General features: G+C 72.1%; 19 protein-coding genes and 1 riboswitch. Of the genes, 18 read left to right on the top strand and 1 reads right to left on the bottom strand.

Annotated elements, in window-relative coordinates; genetic code table 11:
• The first annotated feature begins 240 nt into the window (after window positions 1–240).
• From ACZ7G1_RS07850 to ACZ7G1_RS07765, 18 genes are all read left to right on the top strand, one after another.
• Window positions 241–2,052 carry a DUF5941 domain-containing protein gene (locus tag ACZ7G1_RS07850; protein ID WP_470873912.1) on the top strand — a complete coding sequence of 604 codons (1,812 nt, stop codon included), beginning with the start codon at window positions 241–243 and terminating at the stop codon, window positions 2,050–2,052.
• Entirely contained in the window at window positions 2,049–2,801 is a 753-nt protein-coding gene (locus ACZ7G1_RS07845; protein ID WP_470873689.1) for a phosphocholine cytidylyltransferase family protein, read from the top strand. The genes ACZ7G1_RS07850 and ACZ7G1_RS07845 overlap by 4 nt, the downstream gene beginning before the upstream one ends.
• Window positions 2,789–3,850 (top strand): iron-containing alcohol dehydrogenase family protein, encoded by a 1,062-nt coding sequence (locus ACZ7G1_RS07840; RefSeq protein ID WP_470873690.1) that lies wholly within the window; start codon window positions 2,789–2,791, stop codon window positions 3,848–3,850. The genes ACZ7G1_RS07845 and ACZ7G1_RS07840 overlap by 13 nt, the downstream gene beginning before the upstream one ends.
• Entirely contained in the window at window positions 3,828–4,607 is a 780-nt protein-coding gene (locus tag ACZ7G1_RS07835; RefSeq protein ID WP_470873692.1) for a CDP-alcohol phosphatidyltransferase family protein, read from the top strand. Before ACZ7G1_RS07840 ends, ACZ7G1_RS07835 begins: the two co-directional genes overlap by 23 nt.
• 47 nt (window positions 4,608–4,654) lie before the next feature.
• Entirely contained in the window at window positions 4,655–5,500 is an 846-nt protein-coding gene (locus ACZ7G1_RS07830; protein ID WP_470873914.1) for a glycosyltransferase family 2 protein, read from the top strand.
• Window positions 5,501–5,550: 50 nt separating this feature from the next.
• Window positions 5,551–6,480, top strand: coding sequence for an ABC transporter permease (locus ACZ7G1_RS07825; protein ID WP_470873694.1), 930 nt, complete (start codon window positions 5,551–5,553; stop codon window positions 6,478–6,480).
• Complete coding sequence (locus ACZ7G1_RS07820; RefSeq protein WP_470873695.1) at window positions 6,473–7,258, top strand: ABC transporter ATP-binding protein; 786 nt, start codon at window positions 6,473–6,475, stop codon at window positions 7,256–7,258. Before ACZ7G1_RS07825 ends, ACZ7G1_RS07820 begins: the two co-directional genes overlap by 8 nt.
• 116 nt (window positions 7,259–7,374) lie before the next feature.
• A complete protein-coding gene (locus ACZ7G1_RS07815) occupies window positions 7,375–8,022 on the top strand; it encodes a TetR/AcrR family transcriptional regulator (RefSeq protein WP_470873696.1) in 648 nt (215 codons plus the stop codon).
• A 313-nt stretch (window positions 8,023–8,335) separates the two neighbouring features.
• Entirely contained in the window at window positions 8,336–9,247 is a 912-nt protein-coding gene (hpnC, locus tag ACZ7G1_RS07810) for a squalene synthase HpnC (RefSeq protein ID WP_470873698.1), read from the top strand.
• Window positions 9,244–10,194, top strand: coding sequence for a presqualene diphosphate synthase HpnD (gene hpnD, locus ACZ7G1_RS07805; RefSeq protein ID WP_470873700.1), 951 nt, complete (start codon window positions 9,244–9,246; stop codon window positions 10,192–10,194). Before hpnC ends, hpnD begins: the two co-directional genes overlap by 4 nt.
• A 280-nt stretch (window positions 10,195–10,474) precedes the next feature.
• The gene (gene hpnE, locus ACZ7G1_RS07800; RefSeq protein WP_470873915.1) at window positions 10,475–11,827 is read left to right on the top strand and encodes a hydroxysqualene dehydroxylase HpnE; all 1,353 of its coding nucleotides are present in this window, start codon (window positions 10,475–10,477) and stop codon (window positions 11,825–11,827) included.
• Window positions 11,824–12,924, top strand: a complete 1,101-nt coding sequence (locus ACZ7G1_RS07795; protein ID WP_470873702.1) for a polyprenyl synthetase family protein — start codon at window positions 11,824–11,826, stop codon at window positions 12,922–12,924. Before hpnE ends, ACZ7G1_RS07795 begins: the two co-directional genes overlap by 4 nt.
• Before the next feature lie 107 nt (window positions 12,925–13,031).
• The gene (gene shc / locus ACZ7G1_RS07790; RefSeq protein WP_470873704.1) at window positions 13,032–15,017 is read left to right on the top strand and encodes a squalene--hopene cyclase; all 1,986 of its coding nucleotides are present in this window, start codon (window positions 13,032–13,034) and stop codon (window positions 15,015–15,017) included.
• Complete coding sequence (locus tag ACZ7G1_RS07785; protein WP_470873706.1) at window positions 15,017–15,688, top strand: phosphorylase family protein; 672 nt, start codon at window positions 15,017–15,019, stop codon at window positions 15,686–15,688. Before shc ends, ACZ7G1_RS07785 begins: the two co-directional genes overlap by 1 nt.
• Before the next feature lie 7 nt (window positions 15,689–15,695).
• Entirely contained in the window at window positions 15,696–16,721 is a 1,026-nt protein-coding gene (gene hpnH / locus ACZ7G1_RS07780; protein WP_470873707.1) for an adenosyl-hopene transferase HpnH, read from the top strand.
• Window positions 16,718–18,103 (top strand): aspartate aminotransferase family protein, encoded by a 1,386-nt coding sequence (locus ACZ7G1_RS07775; protein WP_470873708.1) that lies wholly within the window; start codon window positions 16,718–16,720, stop codon window positions 18,101–18,103. Before hpnH ends, ACZ7G1_RS07775 begins: the two co-directional genes overlap by 4 nt.
• Before the next feature lie 74 nt (window positions 18,104–18,177).
• Window positions 18,178–18,807 (top strand): helix-turn-helix domain-containing protein, encoded by a 630-nt coding sequence (locus ACZ7G1_RS07770; protein WP_470873709.1) that lies wholly within the window; start codon window positions 18,178–18,180, stop codon window positions 18,805–18,807.
• 33 nt (window positions 18,808–18,840) lie between these two features.
• On the top strand, window positions 18,841–18,996 hold the full coding sequence (locus tag ACZ7G1_RS07765; protein WP_189803391.1) for a DUF6126 family protein: 156 nt from the start codon (window positions 18,841–18,843) through the stop codon (window positions 18,994–18,996).
• A gap of 9 nt (window positions 18,997–19,005) precedes the next feature.
• Here the strand turns inward: ACZ7G1_RS07765 and ACZ7G1_RS07760 are convergent, their stop codons facing one another.
• Window positions 19,006–19,827: a tyrosine-protein phosphatase gene (locus ACZ7G1_RS07760; RefSeq protein WP_470873711.1), complete on the bottom strand. Its 822-nt coding sequence runs from the start codon at window positions 19,825–19,827 to the stop codon at window positions 19,006–19,008.
• Between the two features lie 356 nt (window positions 19,828–20,183).
• Window positions 20,184–20,356: riboswitch (cyclic di-AMP (ydaO/yuaA leader) on the top strand.
• The last annotated feature ends 2 nt before the right edge of the window (window positions 20,357–20,358 follow it).

The raw sequence follows: 20,358 nt of genomic DNA, 5'->3' as shown, positions 1-20,358 counted from the left end.
CCGCCGTGGTTTGTGAGGCGGGCCACCGATCGCCCATGATGATCACCGCAGGGTGGGCGCATCCGTACGGCCACGGGTGGGCCCGGGGGAGTCCTGCCCGCGAAGCCTCGGTGAACTCGGGATCCCTTTCATCCGATAGCCTCAGCCGACGTGTCGCCGCCCGGAGCAGGGCGGCACCGCAGCGCCCGGGGCCGCCATGAGCCCCGCAGGCCCTCCGTCAGCTCCAAGGAGTGAGTTCGTCTGTCGACCGCCATCCTCACCGGCCCGCCGGCACCCGGATCCTCGCTCGACGGAGATCTGCGGTCGCTCGGCTTCGACGTCCGGATCGCCTCCGGCGCCGAGGAGACCGGCGCCCTGCTGGCCACCGTCCCGGCGGGTGAGCGCGTCGCGCTCGTCGACCCCCGTTTCGTCGGCCACGTCCACGCGCTGCGCCTCGCCCTCACCGACCCCCGCTTCCCGGCCGGAGCCGTACCCGGGGCGCTGAGCGCGCAGGCCGCGGCCCGCCCCGCGCTCGCCCGCGCCCTGACCGCGGCCGCCGCGGCCCCGTCGGCCCCCGGCACCGGCACGCTCACCGACGGCCTGACCGAAACGCTCGCCGCGGCCCTCGACGCCGACGGCGTCGCCGTACACCGGCCCGCCCTCGGCAGCCTCGTCGCCACCGTGCCCACCGACGCCGAGGCCCGCCACAGCGCCCGCGCCGCCGTCGACGCCGTCGACGACGAGGCCATCCGGCTGCGCACCGCGGTCAAGGCCCACGACGGCTTCTTCACCACCTTCTTCATCAGCCCGTACTCGCGCTACATCGCCCGCTGGTGCGCGCGCCGCGGACTGACCCCCAACCAGGTCACCACCGCCTCGCTGCTCACCGCGCTGATCGCGGCCGGCTGCGCGGCGACCGGCGACCGTGCCGGCTACATCGCCTCCGGCGTCCTCCTCCTCGTCTCCTTCGTCCTGGACTGCGCCGACGGGCAGCTCGCCCGCTACGCGCTGAAGTACTCGACGATGGGCGCCTGGCTCGACGCCACCTTCGACCGCGCCAAGGAGTACGCCTTCTACGCGGGCCTCGCCCTCGGCGCCGCTCGCAACGGCGACGACGTCTGGGCGCTCGCGCTCGGCGCGATGGTCCTGATGACCTGCCGGCACGTCGTGGACTTCTCGTTCAACGAGGCCAACCACGACGCCACGGCCAACACCAGCCCCACCGCCGCCCTCTCCAGCAAGCTCGACAGCGTCGGCTGGACGGTCTGGGCCCGCCGCATGATCATCCTGCCGATCGGCGAGCGCTGGGCGATGATCGCCGTCCTCACCGCTGCCACCAGCCCCCGGGTCGTCTTCTGGGCGCTGATCATCGGCTGCGCCTTCGGCGCCTGCTACACCACGGCCGGCCGCGTGCTGCGCTCGCTGACCCGCAAGGCCAGGCGGACCGACCGGGCCGCGCAGGCCCTGGCGGACCTGGCCGACTCGGGCCCGATCGCCGAGACCGTCGCGCGGCTCCGGTCCCGTGACACCCGCCACTACGCGAGCACCCCGCTGTTCGCGGCGCTCGGCGCGGTCGCCCTGCTCGGCTCGTCCCTGATCAAGGGCGACCCCTGGGCCGTGGTCGGCGGCGCCGTCGCCTACGCGCTGCTGTCCGGGCTCGCCGTCTCCCAGCCCCTCAAGGGCGCCCTCGACTGGCTGCTGCCCCCGCTCTTCCGCGCCGCCGAGTACGGCACGGTCCTGGTCCTCGCGGCCCGATCGGACGCGCCGCAGGCGCTCCCGGCGGCGTTCGGGCTGGTCGCGGCCGTCGCCTACCATCACTACGACACGGTGTACCGCATCCGCGGCGGCACCGGCGCGCCGCCCGCGTGGCTGGCGCGCGTCACCGGCGGACACGAGGGGCGCACGCTCCTGGTGGCCGTCCTCGCCGCCTTCCTGGCGGACCGCGGTGACGACTTCACCCTGGCACTGACCGCCCTCGCGGTCGCCGTCGCGCTCGTGGTGCTCGTGGAGTCCATCCGCTTCTGGGTCTCCTCCGGAGCACCCGCCGTTCACGACGAAGGAGAAACAGCATGATCGGCCTCGTACTCGCAGCCGGTGCCGGACGGCGTCTGCGTCCCTACACCGAGACGCTTCCGAAGGCCCTCGTGCCCGTGTCCGGCGAGGGCACCGAGAACGAGCTGACCATCCTCGACGGCACGCTCAAGAACTTCGCCGAGATCGGCCTCACCGAGGTCGCGATCGTCGTCGGCTACCGCAAGGAGGCCGTCTACGACCGCAAGGACGCGCTGGAGGCCAAGTACGGCCTCAAGCTCACCCTGATCGACAACGACAAGGCCGAGGAGTGGAACAACGCCTACTCCCTGTGGTGCGCGCGTGACGCCATCAAGCACACCGTGATCCTCGCCAACGGCGACACCGTCCACCCGGTCTCCGTCGAGCAGACCCTGCTCGCCGCCCGCGGCGACGGCAAGAAGATCATCCTCGCCCTCGACACGGTGAAGAAGCTCGCCGACGAGGAGATGAAGGTCATCGTCGACCCGGAGAAGGGCGTCCAGCGCATCACCAAGCTGATGGACCCGGCGACCGCCACCGGCGAGTACATCGGCGTCACGCTCATCGAGGGCGAGGCGGCCGAGGAGCTCGCCGACGCCCTCAAGGTCACCTTCGAGCGCGACCCCGACCTCTACTACGAGGACGGCTACCAGGAGCTGGTCAACCGCGGCTTCAAGGTCGACGTGGCCCCCATCGGTGACGTCAAGTGGGTCGAGATCGACAACCACGACGACCTCGCGAAGGGCCGTGAGATCGCGTGCCAGTACTGACCCGGCTGATCCCCTCGCCGGTCGTCGTCGACATCCGCCGGGGAGCGTTGGACGACCTGTCCTCGCTCCTCGCGGACCAGCGGATCTCCAGCAACGGCAAGATCGCCGTCGCCATCAGCGGCGGCTCGGGCCTCAAGCTGCGTGACCACTTCGCCCCCGAGCTGCCGGGTGCCGACTGGTACCCGGTCTCGGGCGGCACGATCGACGAGGCCGTCAAGCTCGCCGACGCCATGCGCGGCAAGCGGTACGACGCCGTGGTCGCCCTCGGCGGCGGCAAGATCATCGACGTGACGAAGTACGCGGCGGCCCGGGTCGGGCTGCCGTTGGTGGCCATCGCCACCAACCTGTCGCACGACGGGATCTGCTCCCCGGTGTCCACCCTGGACAACGACAACGGCCGCGGCTCCTACGGCGTGCCGACCCCGATCGCGCTGGTCATCGACCTCGACGTGATCAGGGACGCGCCCGTCCGCTACGTCCGCTCCGGCATCGGCGACGCGATCTCCAACCTCTCCGCCATCGCGGACTGGGAGCTCTCGCACCGCGAGACCGGCGAGCCCGTCGACGGCCTGGCCGCCGCCATGGCCCGCAGCGCCGGCGAGGCCGTGCTCCGCCACCCCGGCGGCGTCGGCGACGACGACTTCCTCGTCACGCTCTCCGAGGGCCTGGTGATGTCCGGCATCGCCATGTCGATCAGCGGTGACACCCGCCCCTCCTCGGGCGCCTGCCACGAGATCAGCCACGCCTTCGACCTGCTCTTCCCGGCCCGCGCCGCGAGCCACGGCGAGCAGTGCGGCCTCGGCGCCGCCTTCGCGATGCACCTGCGCGGGGCGCCCGACGCCTCCGCGCTGATGGTCGAGACCCTGCGCCGGCACGGACTGCCCGTCCTGCCGGAGGAGATGGGCTTCACCGTGGACGAGTTCGTCCAGGCGGTGTCCTTCGCCCCGCAGACCCGGCCGGGCCGCTTCACCATCCTCGAACACCTCGACCTGTCCGACGACGAGATCAGGGACGCGTACGCCGACTATGCAAAAGCCATCCGTAGCTGAGCTCCGACCGGTCGTCCACCCCCCGGGCGTCAAGGACCGGCGGAGCGGCGAGCACTGGGGTGGCCGGCTGTACATGCGGGAGATCTCGCTCAGGATCACCCGGCAGCTCGTCGGCACCAAGGTGACGCCGAACCAGCTCACGTACGTGATGACCCTCGCGGGCGTCCTCGCGGCACCGGCCCTGCTGGTGCCCGGGATCCCCGGGGCGCTGCTCGGCGCGCTCATGGTCCAGCTCTACCTGCTGCTCGACTGCGTCGACGGCGAGGTGGCCCGCTGGAAGAAGCAGTACTCGCTCGCCGGCGTGTACCTGGACCGGGTCGGCGCCTACCTGTGCGACGCCGCCGTGCTCGTCGGCTTCGGCCTGCGCGCCGCCGACCTGTGGGGCTCGGGCCGGATCGACTGGCTGTGGGCCTTCCTCGGGACCCTCGCCGCCCTGGGCGCCATCCTGATCAAGGCCGAGACCGACCTCGTCGGTGTCGCCCGCCACCAGGGCGGACTGCCGCCGGTCAAGGAGGCGGCGTCCGAGCCGCGCTCCTCCGGCATGGCGCTGGCCCGCAAGGCCGCCGCCGCGCTGAAGTTCCACCGGCTCGTCCTCGGCATCGAGGCCTCGCTGCTCATCGTCGTCCTGGCGATCGTGGACCAGGTCCGCGGCGACCTGTTCTTCTCCCGGCTCGGCGTCGCCGTCCTGGCCGGCATCGCCCTGCTCCAGACCGTGCTGCACCTGGTGTCGATCATGGTCTCCAGCAGGCTGAAGTGAGGCCGGCCGTGAGTACGCCGCTCAAGGTGGGCGCCGTCGTCATCACGATGGGCAACCGCCCCGACGACCTGCGCGCGCTGATCGACTCGGTCGCCAAGCAGCAGGGCGACCCGGTCGAGGTCGTCGTCGTCGGCCAGGGCACCCCGGTCACCGGGGTGCCCGACTGGGTCCGCACCGTCGACCTGCCCGAGAACGTCGGCATCCCGGCCGGCCGGAACGTCGGCATCGAGGCCTTCGGCCCCGGCGGCACCGACGTCGACGTCCTGCTCTTCCTCGACGACGACGGACTGCTCGCGCACACGGACACCGCCGAGCTGGTCCGCCAGGCCTTCACCGCGGACCCGCGCCTCGGCATCATCAGCTTCCGCATCGCGGACCCGGAGACCGGTGTGACCCAGCGCCGGCACGTGCCGAGGCTGCGCGCCGCCGACCCGATGCGCTCCTCGCGGGTGACCACCTTCCTCGGCGGGGCCAACGCCGTCCGCACCAAGGTCTTCGCCGAAGTCGGCGGTCTGCCGGACGAGTTCTTCTACGCGCACGAGGAGACGGACCTCGCCTGGCGGGCGCTCGACGCCGACTGGATGATCGACTACCGTTCCGACATGGTGCTGTTGCACCCCACCACCGCACCCTCCCGTCACGCCTCGTACCACTTCAACGTGGCCCGCAACCGAGTGTGGCTGGCACGCCGCAATCTGCCCGCGCCCCTGGTGCCGGTGTATCTCGGCGTGTGGCTGCTGCTCACCCTGGCCCGGCGGCCCTCGCTCCCCGCGCTGAAGGCGTGGTTCGGCGGATTCCGCGAAGGCTGGACGACCCCCTGCGGACCGCGCCGGCCCATGAGGTGGCGTACGGTGTGGCGGCTGACCCGGCTGGGTCGCCCCCCGGTCGTCTGACATCGTGGTACCCGACGTGCCGCGCATCTTGCACACGAAAGTTTCGACTTGTGAGTGACACACAGCAGGGCGGGGCGGTCGCGACGAGCGCGCCTCCGTCCGTCGACGAGGGCCTGTCATCGGCCGCGCTGGCCGCCAAGTACGGCCTCTCGGTCAGTGGCGCCCGGCCCGGACTCCTCGAGTACGTCCGGGACCTGTGGAGCCGCCGCCACTTCATCCTGGCCTTCTCCTCGGCCAAGCTGACCGCCCAGTACAGCCAGGCGAAGCTGGGCCAGGTGTGGCAGGTGGCGACCCCGCTGCTGAACGCCCTGGTCTACTACCTGATCTTCGGGCTGATCCTGGGCGCGGGCAAGGGACTGTCCAAGGACGTCTACATCCCGTTCCTGGTCACCGGCATCTTCGTGTTCACCTTCACCCAGAACTCCGTGATGGCGGGCGTCCGGGCGATCTCCGGAAACCTGGGCCTGGTCCGCGCCCTGCACTTCCCGCGCGCCACGCTGCCCATCTCGTTCTCGCTCCAGCAGCTCCAGCAGCTGCTGTTCTCGATGATCGTGCTGGTGGCGGTCGCGATCTCCTTCGGCAGCTACCCCTCGCTCCGCTGGGTGCTGCTGGTCCCCGCGCTGCTCCTGCAGTTCGTGTTCAACATCGGCCTGGCCATGATCATGGCGAGGATGGGCGCCAAGACGCCCGACCTCGCCCAGCTGATGCCCTTCGTCATGCGGACCTGGATGTACGCCTCGGGCGTGATGTTCTCGATCCCCGCGATGCTGGCCGACAAGCCCGCGTGGATCGCCGACGTCCTCATGTACAACCCGGCGGCCGTCTACATGGACCTCATCCGCTACTCCCTGATCGAGGGCTACGGCTCCGAGAACCTGCCGTCGCACGTCTGGATGACCGCCCTGGGCTGGGCCCTGGTCTTCGGCATCGGCGGCTTCGTCTACTTCTGGAAGGCCGAGGAGAGGTACGGCCGTGGCTGAACCGAACGACTCCCACGTACCCACCGTCATCTGCGACGAGGTCCACATCGTCTACCGGGTCAACGCGGGCGGCGGCGGCAAGGGCAGCGCCACCGCGGCGCTCAGCCGGATCGTCGGCCGCGGCAAGGCCGAGGTCAGCCGGGGCGTCCGCAAGGTCCACGCGGTCCGCGGCGTCAGCTTCACCGCCTACCGCGGCGAGGCCATCGGCCTCATCGGCTCCAACGGCTCCGGCAAGTCCACGCTGCTGCGCGCCATCGCCGGCCTGCTCCCCACCGAGAGCGGCAAGGTCTTCACCGACGGCCAGCCCTCGCTCCTGGGCGTCAACGCGGCCCTGATGAACGACCTCACCGGCGAGCGCAACGTGATCCTGGGCGGCCTCGCCATGGGCATGAGCCGCGAGGAGGTGCGCGACCGCTACCAGGGCATCGTCGACTTCTCCGGCATCAACGAGAAGGGCGACTTCATCAGCCTGCCCATGCGCACGTACTCCTCCGGCATGGGCGCCCGGCTCCGCTTCGCCATCGCGGCCGCCAAGAACCACGACGTCCTCCTCATCGACGAGGCGCTGGCGACCGGTGACCGCAAGTTCCAGATCCGCTCCGAGGAGCGCATCAGGGAGCTCCGCAAGGAGGCCGGCACGGTCTTCCTGGTCAGCCACAGCAACAAGTCCATCCGGGACACCTGCGACCGGGTGCTCTGGCTGGAGAAGGGGCAGCTCCTGATGGACGGCCCCACGGACGAGGTCCTCAAGGCGTACGAGCGGGAGACCGCCCGCTGACCCCGCCGAGCTCGCGCGGAGCCCCTGCCGGACCATCCGGTAGGGGTTCTTCCGTTTTCCGCGCGTCGCGCCCCCGCCGGAATGTTCATGCGGTCAACATCGGGCAGGATGAGGTCATGTCAGCGATCTCGGGAGGCAAGACCTACCACCACGGCGACCTGCGCAACGCGCTGATCTGCGCGGCCGTCGACCTCGCCACCGAGGGCGGTCCCGAACGGGTCGTCCTGCGCGAGGCGGCCCGGCGGGTCGGCGTCTCGCCCACCGCCGCCTACCGGCACTTCGACGGACGCGGCGAGTTGCTCCGTACCGTCAAGATCCACTCGCAGCGGGCGCTCGCCGACTCCATGGAGCGGGCCGCCGCCCGCGAGCCCGGCGCCGACGACCCGGCCCTGGCGGCCGAACGCCGGCTGGCCGCGCTCTGCCGGGGGTACGTCGGCTTCGCCGTGGAGCAGCCGGGCCTGTACCGGGCCGCGTTCTGCGTGGTCCGCCAGGCCGGCGCGGACGAGCCGTTGCCGGAGCGCAGAGCCCCCGAGCCCGAGATCCGCGCGTTCACCCTGTTCGGAGAGGCCCTCGACGCGCTCGCCAGGGCCGCAACCCCGCGCGGGGACGTCCGGCCGGCCGCCGGCGCCGCCGCGTGGTCGGCCGTGCACGGACTGTCACTTCTGCTGCTCGACGGCCCGCTTCGCCGCCTCCCCGTCCAGCGCAGGAACGCCGTCGTCGAGACCACCCTCGCCATGGTGGTCTCCGGCGCGCGCGTCCCCTGATCCCCGTACGACCCCGAACTTCCTTGTGGGGCAACGGGGTTGACATCCCGTACGGGCGAAGGCCCGGGTGTCCGCCACCCCGGAATGGCGACGGTCGTCGTACAACGTAAGCTGGACCGGTCTGATTCGCGGCAAGTAGGGCCATTCCCCACCGCCATCGGGCCTCCGGGCGGCGGCTCTACGGGCAGGGGTCGGCGGCGTGTCCGAAATAGGATGGATTGGATCGGCAGTGTAGAACGGGAGACGTGACGGCCATGACGCAGAATCTCCAGCTCCACGAGGGTGTCGCCGTCCCTCCGTCGGGCAGTGACCTGTGACGGACACCCGGCAGGCGCGCCCCGACGCCTCCTCGCGCGCCACACTCGGCAAGGCCGCGGACGAGAACTTCCCCGTGGCCCCCTTCTTCCTGCCCCGCGCCTGGCGCGACGACCTCATGGCCGTGTACGGCTTCGCCCGCCTGGTCGACGACATCGGCGACGGCGACCTCGCCCCCGGCGGCGCCGACGCCCGGCACCTCGGCGTCGCCCCCGAGCGGGCCGACGACCGGCTCGCCGTCCTCGACGCCTTCGAGGCCGACCTCCACCGCGTCTTCGACGGCACCCCCCGCCATCCGCTGCTGCGCGCGCTCCAGCCGACCGTACGGCGCCGCCGGCTCGCCCCCGAGCCCTTCCTCGGGCTGATCGAGGCCAACCGCCAGGACCAGCTGGTCCGCCGCTACGAGACGTACGACGACCTCCTCGCGTACTGCGAACTCTCGGCCAACACCGTGGGCCGGCTCGTGCTCGCCCTCACCGGCACCGAGACGCCCGAGCGGATCCGCCGCTCCGACGAGATCTGCACCGCCCTCCAGATCGTCGAGCACCTCCAGGACGTCGCCGAGGACCTCGGCCGCGACCGGATCTACCTGCCCGCCGAGGACCTCAAGCGTTTCCACGTCACCGAGGACGACCTCGCGCGGCCCACCGCCGGAGCCTCCGTGCGCGCCCTGATCGCCTTCGAGGCCGAGCGGGCCCGCGCGCTGCTCCACGCGGGCATCCCGCTCGTCGGCAGCGTCGACGGCCGGCTCCGCCTGCTCCTCGCCGGCTTCACCGCCGGCGGACTCGCGGCGCTCGACGCGATCACCGACGCCGGATACGACGTACTCGCCGGCCCACCGAAGGCCGGCAAGCCGAGCCTGATGCGCCAGGCGGGAGCGGTTCTGCTCCGGGCGCGGAAAGAGGGGTGAACGCGACCGTGGAGGCACAGCCCCAGCCGTCCGCACCGGTCCAGGCCGCCTACAGCTACTGCGAGGCGGTCACCGGGCAGCAGGCCCGTAACTTCGCCTACGGGATCCGGCTGCTGCCGGCCGAGAAGCGCCAGGCGATGTCCGCCCTGTACGCCTTCTCCCGGCGCGTCGACGACATCGGCGACGGCACCCTCGCGCCCGAGGCCAAGCGGGAACGGCTCGAAGCCACCCGGGTCCTGCTCGACCGGGTGCGCGCCGGAGAGGTCGACGACGACGACACCGACCCGGTCGCCGTCGCCCTCGCCGACACCGCCCGCCGCTTCCCGGTCCCGCTCGGCGCCCTCGACGAACTCATCGACGGCGTCCTCATGGACGTGCGCGGCGCCACCTACGAGACCTGGGACGACCTCAAGGTCTACTGCCGGTGCGTCGCGGGCGCCATCGGCCGGATCTCCCTCGGCGTCTTCGGCACCCAGCCCGGCGCCCAGGGCGCCGACCGGGCCCCCGAGTACGCCGACACCCTCGGCCTCGCCCTCCAACTCACCAACATCCTCAGGGACGTACGCGAGGACGCCGGGAACGGGCGCACCTACCTGCCCGCCGACGACCTCGCCAAGTTCGGCTGCGGGGACGGCTTCCACAGCGAGAAGATGCCCGAGGGCGCCGACTTCGCCGGGCTCGTGCACTTCGAAGTACGCCGCGCCCGCGCCCTGTTCGCCGAGGGCTACCGGCTGCTCCCGATGCTCGACCGGCGCAGCGGCGCCTGCGTCGCCGCCATGGCCGGCATCTACCGGCGCCTCCTCGACCGGATCGAACGCGACCCCGAGGCCGTGCTGCGCGGCCGGGTCTCGCTGCCGGGCCGCGAGAAGGCGTACGTCGCGGTCCGCGGCCTCTCCGGGCTCGACACCCGCCACATCGCCCGGCGCACCGTCAGGAGGCGTGCCTGATGCGACCGTACGCCGGCGCCCGCCGGGCAACCCCGGACGCCGTTCCCGCGTCCCTGCCGGGGGCGGTCGCGTCCGCGACCGCCGCTCTCCCCACGACCCGGCCCGAGCCGACCGCGCCCGTGACGACCCGAAGGGAGGCCGCGTGAGCACCGACGGAACCGAGTGGAACGCACGGCCGGACACCGACGCGCCGGGCACGGAGACGGGACCGGCCACCCGGACCGGGAGCCCCGCCACCGGCGGCGGCGGCACCGGCGGCGACCGGCGGCGACACGCCGTCGTGATCGGCGGAGGGCTCGCCGGGATCACCGCCGCGCTCCAGCTCGCCGACGCGGGCGTCCGCGTCACCCTGCTCGAAGGCCGGCCCCGGCTCGGCGGCCTCGCCTTCTCCTTCCGCAGGGGCGAGCTCACCGTCGACAACGGCCAGCACGTCTACCTGCGCTGCTGCACGGCCTACCGCTGGTTCCTCGACCGGATCGACGGCGCCCGCCTCGCCCCGCTCCAGGACCGGCTCGACGTGCCCGTCCTCGACGTCGGCCGCCCCGCCGGCCCCCGGCTCGGCCGGATCCGCCGGGACAGCCTGCCCGTGCCGCTGCACCTCGCGCGCAGCCTCGCCACCTACCCGCACCTCTCGCTCGCCGAGCGGGCCTCCGTCGGGCGGGCCGCGCTCGCCCTGAAGAAGCTCGACCCGGCCGACCCGGCGCTGGACGGCATCGACTTCGCCACCTGGCTCGGCCGGCACGGACAGTCCCCGCGGGCCATCGAGGCCCTGTGGGACCTCGTCGGCATCCCCACCCTCAACGCGCCCGCCCCGCAGGCCTCCATGGGGCTCGCGGCGATGGTCTTCAAGACCGGACTGCTCTCCGAGCCCGGCGCCGCCGACATCGGCTGGGCCCACGTCCCGCTCGGCGAACTCCACGACACCCGGGCCGCGAAGGAACTCGACGCCCTCGGTGTCCGCACCGCGCTGCGCACCAAGGCCGAGCGGATCTCCCGCACCGACGACGGCCGTTGGGCCGTCGACGTACCCGGCGAGACCCTCACGGCGGACGCCGTCGTCCTCGCGGTACCGCAGCAGGAGACCCACGGACTGCTCCCCGAGGGCGCGCTCGACGACCCCGACCGGCTCCTCGACATCGCCACCGCGCCCATCCTCAACCTGCACGTGGTCTACGACCGCAAGGTGCTCAAGCGGCCCTTCTTCACCACCCTCGGCTCCCCGGTGCAGTGGGTCTTCGACCGCACCGACTCCTCCGGACTGAAGGGCGGCGGCCAGTACCTGGCCATCTCCCAGTCCGCCGCGCAGGACGAGATCGACGAGCCCGTCGCCGCCCTGCGCGAGAAGTACCTCCCCGAGCTGGAACGGCTGCTGCCCGCCGCGCGCGGCGCCGGCATCCGCGACTTCTTCGTCACCAGGGAGCGGACGGCCACGTTCGCCCCCACCCCGGGCGTCGGCCGGCTCCGTCCCGGCGCCCGCACCAGGGCGCCCGGCCTGTACCTGGCCGGGGCCTGGACCGCCACCGGCTGGCCCGCGACCATGGAGGGTGCCGTCCGCAGCGGGTTCAGCGCCGCGGGCGCCGCGCTCTCCGCCTTCGGCCGCCGCCACGACCATCCGCTACAGGAGGCGGCATGAGTGTGAGTACCGGAACAAGAGGAGAGACCGTGCCGACTGTGCCGCCGGGTAATCCGGCCGTCGACACCGCGGACGTGTCCGCACTGCTGGAGCGGGGGCGGACCCTGTCCACCCCCGTACTGCGGGCGGCCGTCGACCGCCTCGCCGCGCCCATGGACACCGTGGCCGCCTACCACTTCGGCTGGATCGACGCCCACGGCAACCCCGCCGACGGCGACGGCGGCAAGGCCGTCCGGCCCGCGCTCGCCCTGCTGTCGGCCGAGGCCGCGGGCGCCGCGCCCGAGGTCGGGATCCCCGGCGCCGTCGCCGTGGAGCTCGTCCACAACTTCTCGCTGCTCCACGACGACCTGATGGACGGCGACGAGCAGCGCCGCCACCGCGACACCGTGTGGAAGGTGCACGGCCCCGCGCAGGCCATCCTCGTCGGCGACGCGCTCTTCGCCCTCGCCAACGAGGTCCTGCTCGAACTCGGCACCGTCGAGGCCGGCCGGGCCACCCGAAGGCTCACCACGGCCAGCCGCAAGCTCATCGACGGCCAGGCCCAGGACATCTCCTACGAGCACCGCGAGCGGGTCACCGTCGAGGAGTGCCTGGAGATGGAGGGCAACAAGACGGGCGCCCTGCTCGCCTGCGCCGTCTCCATCGGCGCCGTCCTCGGCGGCGCCGACGACCGCACCGCCGACAAGCTGGAGGAGTACGGCTACCACCTCGGCCTCGCCTTCCAGGCCGTCGACGACCTGCTCGGCATCTGGGGCGACCCGGAGGCCACCGGCAAGCAGACCTGGAGCGACCTGCGCCAGCGCAAGAAGTCCCTGCCGGTCGTCGCCGCGCTCGCCGCCGGCGGCGAGGCCTCGGAGCGGCTCGGCGAACTGCTCGCCGCCGACGCCAAGTCCAACGACTTCGACAGCTTCTCCGAGGAGGAGTTCGCCTTCCGGGCGGCCCTCATCGAGGAGGCCGGAGGACGCGAGTGGACCTCCCAGGAGGCCCGGCGCCAGCACGCCATCGCGATCGAGGCCCTGCACGAGGTGGACATGCCCGCCCGGGTGCGGGCGCAGCTCACCGCACTGGCCGACTTCGTGGTCGTACGGAAGAGATGATCACCATCACCCTGATATGAGTTCGCGGTCGCCGGCCGGTGCCTTCCGGCGCCGGCCGACGGCAGACCCGTAGAAGCAGAAGAATCCGACTGCGCAAAGGGGAAGCCATGACAGCGACGACCGACGGAAACGCCGGGGCCGTGGGCCCCGGGGCAGCCGCGGCCAGCACCACGCACCACACCGACGCCCCGGCGCCGGAGCTCGACGAGACCGCCGCGCGGGCCGCGGAACGGGCCGTCGAGCACCTGCTCGCCCGCCAGGACCCGGCGGGCTGGTGGAAGGGTGACCTGGAGACCAACGTCACCATGGACGCCGAGGACCTCCTGCTCCGCCAGTTCCTCGGCATCCTCGACGCCGACACCACCGCCGCCGCCGCCCTCCACATCCGGCGCGAACAGCGCGAGGACGGCGCCTGGGCGACCTTCTACGGCGGCCCCGGCGAGCTCTCCGCCACCGTCGAGGCCTATGTCGCCCTGCGCCTCGCCGGAGACCCGCCCGAGGCCCCGCACATGGCCAGGGCCGCCGCCTGGGTCCGCGCCCGCGGCGGGATCGCCGCCGCCCGGGTCTTCACCCGGATCTGGCTGGCCCTCTTCGGCTGGTGGCGCTGGGAAGACCTGCCCGAACTGCCCCCCGAGCTGCTGTTCCTGCCGAAGTGGTTCCCGCTGAACATCTACGACTTCGGCTGCTGGGCCCGGCAGACGATCGTGCCGCTCACCGTCGTCTCCGCGAAGCGCCCGGTCCGCCCCGCGCCCTTCCCGCTGGACGAGCTGCACACCGACCCGGCCCGGCCCAACCCGCCGCGGCCCCTCGCCCCCGCGACCGGCTGGGACGGCCTCTTCCAGCGCCTCGACAAGGCCCTGCACGCCTACCACCGGGTGGCACCGCGCGCCCTGCGCGGGACCGCCATGAACGTCGCCGCCCGCTGGATCGTCGAGCGCCAGGAGAACGACGGCTGCTGGGGCGGCATCCAGCCCCCCGCCGTCTACTCGATCATCGCCCTCCACCTCCTCGGCTACGACCTCGACCACCCCGTCATGCGGGCCGGGCTCGAGTCCCTCGACCGGTTCGCCGTCCGCCGCGAGGACGGCTCGCGCATGATCGAGGCCTGCCAGTCGCCCGTCTGGGACACCTGCCTCGCCACCATCGCGCTCGCCGACGCGGGGCTCCGCCCCGACCACCCGGCTCTCGTGAAGGCCGTCGACTGGATGCTCGACGAGGAGATCACCAAGACGGGGGACTGGGCCGTGCGCCGGCCCGGACTGCCGCCGGGCGGCTGGGCGTTCGAGTTCCACAACGACAACTACCCGGACATCGACGACACCGCCGAAGTCCTGCTCGCCCTGCGCCGGGTCGACCACCCCGACCCCGCGCGCGTCGAGGCGGCCATCGCCCGGGGCGCCCGCTGGACCATCGGCATGCAGTCCAGGGACGGCGGCTGGGGCGCCTTCGACGCCGACAACACCAGCCCGTTCCCCAACAAGCTGCCGTTCTGCGACTTCGGCGAGGTCATCGACCCGCCCTCCGCCGACGTCACCGCCCACGTCGTCGAGATGCTCGCCTACGAGGGCATGGCCCAACACCCCCGCGCCCGCCGGGGAATCGAGTGGCTGCTCGCCGAACAGGAGCCGCACGGCGCCTGGTTCGGCCGCTGGGGCGTCAACCACGTGTACGGGACGGGCTCGGTGCTCCCCGCGCTCACCGCCGCCGGGCTGCCCGTCTCCCACCCGGCGATCCGCCGCGCCGTCGGCTGGCTCGGAGCCGTACAGAACGAGGACGGCGGCTGGGGCGAGGACCTCCGCTCGTACGCGGACCCGTCGACCGCCGGCCGGGGCGCCTCCACCGCCTCGCAGACCGCCTGGGCGCTGATCGCGCTGCTGGCCGCCGGAGAGCGGGAGTCCGAGCCGGTACGGCGGGGCGTCGCCTGGCTCGCCGCGACCCAGCGCGAGGACGGCTCCTGGGACGAGCCGTACTTCACCGGCACCGGTTTCCCCTGGGACTTCTCCATCAACTACCACCTCTACCGGCAGGTCTTCCCGCTCACCGCGCTCGGCCGGTACGTGCACGGGGAGCCCACGCTCCGCAAGGACCGCTGATGGGCCGCCCACCGGGCCCCGGGGCCGGCCCGCCGCTGCTGATCGCCTGCGCGCTCGGCATCGAGCAGTTCGCCCTGCGCAGCGGGGACCGGGGCGGCGCACCCGAACGGGTCACCGTGCTGCGCACCGGCATGGGTCCTGACCGGGCCCGCCGGGCCGTCGCCCGGACCCTCGGCGAGGAGCGGTGGCGGGACGCCGCCGTCATCGCCTCCGGCTTCTGCGCCGGACTGGCCCCCGGCATGCACCCCGGGGACCTGGTCGTCGCCGACGAGACCCGGGGGCCCGACGGCACCACCCTCTGCACCGGCACCGACCTCCTGGTGAAGGCCCTCGCCAAGGCCGTGCCGGGCCGGGCCGTGCACACCGGCCCGCTGACCGGCTCCGACCACATCGTCCGCGGCCCCGAGCGGACCGCGCTGCGGGCGGACGGCGCGATCGCCGTCGACATGGAGTCCGCCGCCACCCTGCGTACCGCCCGGGCCGCCGGAGCGTTCGGGGACGGCCCCGACGCCCGCCCGGTTGCGGCCGTCCGGGTGGTCGTGGACGCTCCGGAACATGAACTGGTCCGGATCGGCACGGTACGCGGGGGAATATCAGCCTTCCGTGTCCTTCGTGCCGTCCTTCCCGCGTTCTTCGAATGGCACCGTTCTTTGCTGCTCCCCAGGAGGTGAACGAGTTATGGCCATGCCGCTCCGTCAGTCCATCCGGGTCGGGACCTACCTCTTCGAACAGAAGCTCCGCAAGCGGGAGAAGTTCCCGCTGATCGTCGAGCTGGAGCCGCTCTACGCCTGCAACCTCGCGTGCGAGGGCTGCGGAAAGATCCAGCACCCGGCCGGAGTCCTCAAGCAGCGCATGCCGGTCGCGCAGGCGGTCGGCGCGGTCCTGGAGTCCGGCGCGCCCATGGTGTCCATCGCCGGCGGCGAGCCGCTGATGCACCCCCAGATCCACGAGATCGTGCGCCAGCTGGTGGCGAGGAGGAAGTACGTCTTCCTCTGCACCAACGCGATGCTGCTCCGTAAGAAGCTGGAGAAGTTCACGCCCTCCCCGTATTTCGCCTTCGCCGTGCACATCGACGGCCTGCGCGAACGGCACGACGAATCCGTCGCCAAGGAGGGCGTGTTCGACGAGGCGGTGGCGGCGATCAAGGAGGCCAAGCGGCGCGGCTTCCGGGTCACCACCAATTCGACCTTCTTCAACACCGACACCCCGCAGACGATCATCGAGGTGCTCAATTTCCTCAACGACGACCTGCAGGTCGACGAAATGATGATCTCGCCCGCCTACGCCTACGAGAAGGCCCCCGACCAGGAGCACTTCCTCGGCGTCGAACAGACCAGGGAACTCTTCAAGAAGGCCTTCGCCGGCGGAAACCGGCGCCGCTGGCGGCTCAACCACTCGCCGCTCTTCCTGGACTTCCTGGAAGGAAAGGCGGACTTCCCCTGCACCGCCTGGGCCATTCCCAACTACTCCCTCTTCGGCTGGCAGCGCCCCTGCTACCTGATGAGCGACGGCTACGTCCCCACGTACCGCGAACTCGTCGAGGAGACCGACTGGGACAAGTACGGCCGCGGCAAGGACCCGCGCTGCGCCAACTGCATGGCGCACTGCGGCTACGAGCCCACCGCCGTCCTCGCCACCATGGGCTCCCTCAAGGAGTCCCTGCGCGCGGTGAGGGAGACCGTCTCCGGGAACAGCAAGTCATGACCGGCGGGTTCGACCTGCGGGCGCTGCTCTCCGAGCGCGGCGGCGAGCGGTACGAGCTGCACGCCAAGTACCTCAACCACCAGCTGCCGCGCATGCTCCACACCATCGGCTTCGACAAGGTGTACGAGCGGGCCGAGGGCGCCCACTTCTGGGACGCCGACGGCGTCGACCACCTCGACATGCTCGCCGGCTTCGGCGTGATGGGCCTCGGACGGCACCACCCCGTCGTCCGCAAGGCCCTCCACGACGTCCTGGACGCCCAGCTCGCCGACCTCACCCGCTTCGACTGCCAGCCGCTGCCCGGACTGCTCGCCGAGCGGCTGCTGGCGCACAGCCCGCACCTCGACCGGGTCTTCTTCGGCAACAGCGGCACGGAGGCCGTGGAGACCGCCCTGAAGTTCGCCCGGTACGCCACCGGGCGGCCCAGGGTCCTCTACTGCACCCACGCCTTCCACGGGCTCACCACCGGCTCCCTCTCCGTCAACGGCGAGCGGGGCTTCCGCGAGGGCTTCGAACCGCTCCTGCCGGACACCGCGATCGCCCTCGGCGACCTCGACGCCCTGGAGCGGGAGCTGCGCCGGGGCGACGTGGCCGCCTTCGTCGTCGAGCCCATCCAGGGCAAGGGCGTCCACGAGGCCCCGCCCGGCTTCCTGCGGTCCGCCCAGGAGCTGCTGCACCGGCACGGCGCCCTGCTCATCGCCGACGAGGTGCAGACCGGCCTCGGCAGGACCGGCGACTTCTACGCCTACCAGCACGAGGAGGGCGTCGAGCCCGACCTGGTCTGCGTCGCCAAGGCGCTCTCCGGCGGCTACGTCCCGGTCGGCGCCACCCTCGGCAAGGACTGGATCTTCAAGAAGGTGTACTCGTCGATGGACCGCGTCCTGGTCCACTCGGCGAGCTTCGGGTCGAACGCCCAGGCGATGGCGGCCGGGCTCGCCGTCCTGTCCGTCATGGAGGACGAGGGCACGGTCGCCCACGCCCGCCGGATCGGCGAGCTGCTCTCCGGCCGCCTCAAGGAGCTGGTGCCCCGCTACGAGCTGCTGCACGAGATCCGCGGGCGCGGCCTGATGATCGGCATCGAGTTCGGCCGGCCGTCCTCGCTGGGCCTGCGCGGCCGCTGGACGATGCTCCAGGCGGCCCGGAAGGGCCTCTTCGCCCAGATGGTGGTCGTGCCGCTGCTCCAGCGGCACCGGATCCTCACGCAGGTCTCCGGCGACCACCTGGAGGTGATCAAGCTGATCCCGCCGCTGATCATCGACGAAGCCGATGTGGACCGGTTCGTCACCGCCTTCACGGCGGTCATGGACGAGGCGCACGGCGGCGGCGGGCTGATGTGGGACTTCGGGAAGACACTGGTCAAGCAGGCGGTCGCGCAGCGCTGACCGGATCTCGACGCCACTTTTGCCTCTGAGGCAAGAAACTTGCCTCAGAGGCACGATCCTGGCGGAATGGACGCATGGACCACGTCCCCGGGGAAGCCTCCCCGGACCCCGCCACCTCCGGCGTCGTGCCCGACGTCGCCCCTCAGCTGCGGGCCCTGCGCCGCCGCCGGGGGCTCACCCTGGAGGCCGCCGCCCAGCGGGCCGGCCTCTCGCCCGCCCACCTCTCGCGCCTGGAGACCGGGAACCGGCAGCCCTCGCTGCCGATGCTGCTCGCCCTGGCACGTATCTACGGTACGACGGTCGCCGAGCTCCTCGGCGAGGCCCCGCCCGAGCGGGACCCGGTCGTCCGGGCCGACCGCTCCGAACCCGTCGAGGCCGGCGGCTGGACCTACCGCCAGGCCGGCGGCGCCGGGCGCGCCCTCCAGTGCCTGCGCGTCCACGTGCCGTACGCCACCAAGGCCGACATCGTGCGGGTCCACCCCGGCGAGGAGTGGATCCACGTCCTGGAGGGCCGGGTGCGGCTCGCCCTCGGAGAGGCCGTGCACGTCCTCGATCCCGGGGACAGCGCGCACTTCGACTCGCTGACCCCGCACCGGATCGGCGCCGCCACCACCGGCGGCGCGGAGCTGCTCTTCGTCCACACCCTGATGCAGAGTCCCGCGGCCGAGCTGTGTCTCGGCGACGGAACCCCGCATCTGCGCTGATCCTGCGTGACCCTTCCTGAGGAAAGGACCGACATGTCCGAGAAGTCCGTACCGGTCACCGGCGAGGAGCGCGGAGAGGGCAAGTTCCCCAAGGGCCTCGTGCTCCGCCTCTTCGCCTACCTGATCGCGGGCCACCTCTTCGCCGGATTCCTCTACCTGCTCTTCATGCTGGGCGGGCAGAACCAGTAGGCCCCGGGCTCAGACCTCCGTGAGCAGGCGCTCCCGCAGCCGCTCGCGGGTCTCGGGGGCCAGCTTCAGGCCCTCCGCGAGGTAGGCGTCCACGCTGCCCCAGGTCGCCTCGATCGTCTCGAAGGCGGCCCGCAGGTACTCCACCCGCGCGTCGAAGAGCGGGCTCAGCAGCTCCATCACCTCGGGCGACATCGCGTCGGGGGAGGTGGAGCTGCGGCGCACCTTGTAGCGGCGGTGCGGGTCGTTCGACTTCACGTAGTCCGCCTCGATCGCCTCCCGCTCCACGCCGACGGCGAGCAGCGTGATCGCGATGGAGAGGCCCGCGCGGTCCTTGCCGGCCGCGCAGTGCATCAGGGCGGGGACGCTCTCCTCCGCCATGGAGTGCAGGATCCGGCTGTGCTCCGTGGTGCGCTCGACGATCATGCGCCGGTACGAATCGGACATCCGGTCGGCGGCCTTGCCCTCGCCGAGGATCTCCCGCAGCTGGGAGATCTCGCCGTCACGCACCAGCTTCCAGAACTCCTTGCCGTCGGCCGGGTCGTTGAGCGGTATGTTCACGTTCCGTACGCCGGGCAGCTCGACGTCCGCGCCCTCGACCTTCCGGTCCGCCTCGTTGCGGAAGTCGAAGACCGTGTGCAGGCCCAGCGTGGCCAGGAAGGCGGCGTCGCTCTCGGTCGCGTGGGCGAGGTGACCGCTGCGGAAGAGCCGGCCGGCGCGGACGGCGCGGCCGTCCGTCGTCGGCAGGCCCCCCACGTCCCGGAAGTTGCGGACCTCGGCCAGCTCGGGTTCGTTCGCTTCGATGGGCGGCACCTGCGGCAGCTGCTGCGTCACGGCTGCTCCTGTTCTGTTGATCGGTTCCTGTGCCAATCATCTCGGGTAGGGGGCCCCGCACGCACCTCCTCGCACAGGAATGGGTGATCTGTCCGTATTGAGACGTTCGGCATAACCCGCCCCGGTTGAAGGGGAGATGGCAAGCGGCGCGTGAGCAGCGTCATAAACGTGACGGACCGTGCCTGATCGTCTTTTCCAAATACCCTCCGGGAAAAGGAGACCGAGGGACCGTCATCAACGGAGGGTGACCGGAATTCCGCCCTGATATCGCCCCGTCAGGGAGTCCGGAAAATCCGTGGCTTGTTTACGCCGACCCCCCTCGTCTAGCGTCGCGATCAATCCGGACGGACCGCCGAATCCTGCCACCGCCCGGAATCCGCACTCATCCCATGCGTGGCAGGAGCGGGGGACCCAGGAAGTACGCCGGTCCCGCGATGCAGGACGGCTCGGGGTGAAGTCGCGTGAGAACGCGGCCGGGCATCTCCAGTCCGAACCCGACAGCTCACCTCGCAGGCGCCGGAGAGGAATTCG

The sequence above is a fragment of the Streptomyces sp. NPDC037273 genome (genome assembly GCF_055603625.1).
The sequence above is the reverse complement of the archived record's forward strand: the minus strand, read 5'-3'. Positions and strand labels throughout refer to the sequence as shown.

What these genes read in the sequence shown, in the direction of transcription:
- ACZ7G1_RS07765 (WP_189803391.1), top strand. Translation starts at nt 18,841, where the DNA reads ATGTCCGAGAAGTCCGTACCGGTCACCGGCGAGGAGCGCGGAGAGGGC.
- ACZ7G1_RS07845 (WP_470873689.1), top strand. Translation starts at nt 2,049, where the DNA reads ATGATCGGCCTCGTACTCGCAGCCGGTGCCGGACGGCGTCTGCGTCCC.
- ACZ7G1_RS07795 (WP_470873702.1), top strand. Translation starts at nt 11,824, where the DNA reads ATGAGTGTGAGTACCGGAACAAGAGGAGAGACCGTGCCGACTGTGCCG.
- hpnH (WP_470873707.1), top strand. Translation starts at nt 15,696, where the DNA reads ATGGCCATGCCGCTCCGTCAGTCCATCCGGGTCGGGACCTACCTCTTC.
- ACZ7G1_RS07785 (WP_470873706.1), top strand. Translation starts at nt 15,017, where the DNA reads ATGGGCCGCCCACCGGGCCCCGGGGCCGGCCCGCCGCTGCTGATCGCC.
- ACZ7G1_RS07830 (WP_470873914.1), top strand. Translation starts at nt 4,655, where the DNA reads ATGGGCAACCGCCCCGACGACCTGCGCGCGCTGATCGACTCGGTCGCC.
- ACZ7G1_RS07835 (WP_470873692.1), top strand. Translation starts at nt 3,828, where the DNA reads ATGCAAAAGCCATCCGTAGCTGAGCTCCGACCGGTCGTCCACCCCCCG.
- ACZ7G1_RS07775 (WP_470873708.1), top strand. Translation starts at nt 16,718, where the DNA reads ATGACCGGCGGGTTCGACCTGCGGGCGCTGCTCTCCGAGCGCGGCGGC.
- shc (WP_470873704.1), top strand. Translation starts at nt 13,032, where the DNA reads ATGACAGCGACGACCGACGGAAACGCCGGGGCCGTGGGCCCCGGGGCA.
- ACZ7G1_RS07815 (WP_470873696.1), top strand. Translation starts at nt 7,375, where the DNA reads ATGTCAGCGATCTCGGGAGGCAAGACCTACCACCACGGCGACCTGCGC.
- ACZ7G1_RS07770 (WP_470873709.1), top strand. Translation starts at nt 18,178, where the DNA reads ATGGACCACGTCCCCGGGGAAGCCTCCCCGGACCCCGCCACCTCCGGC.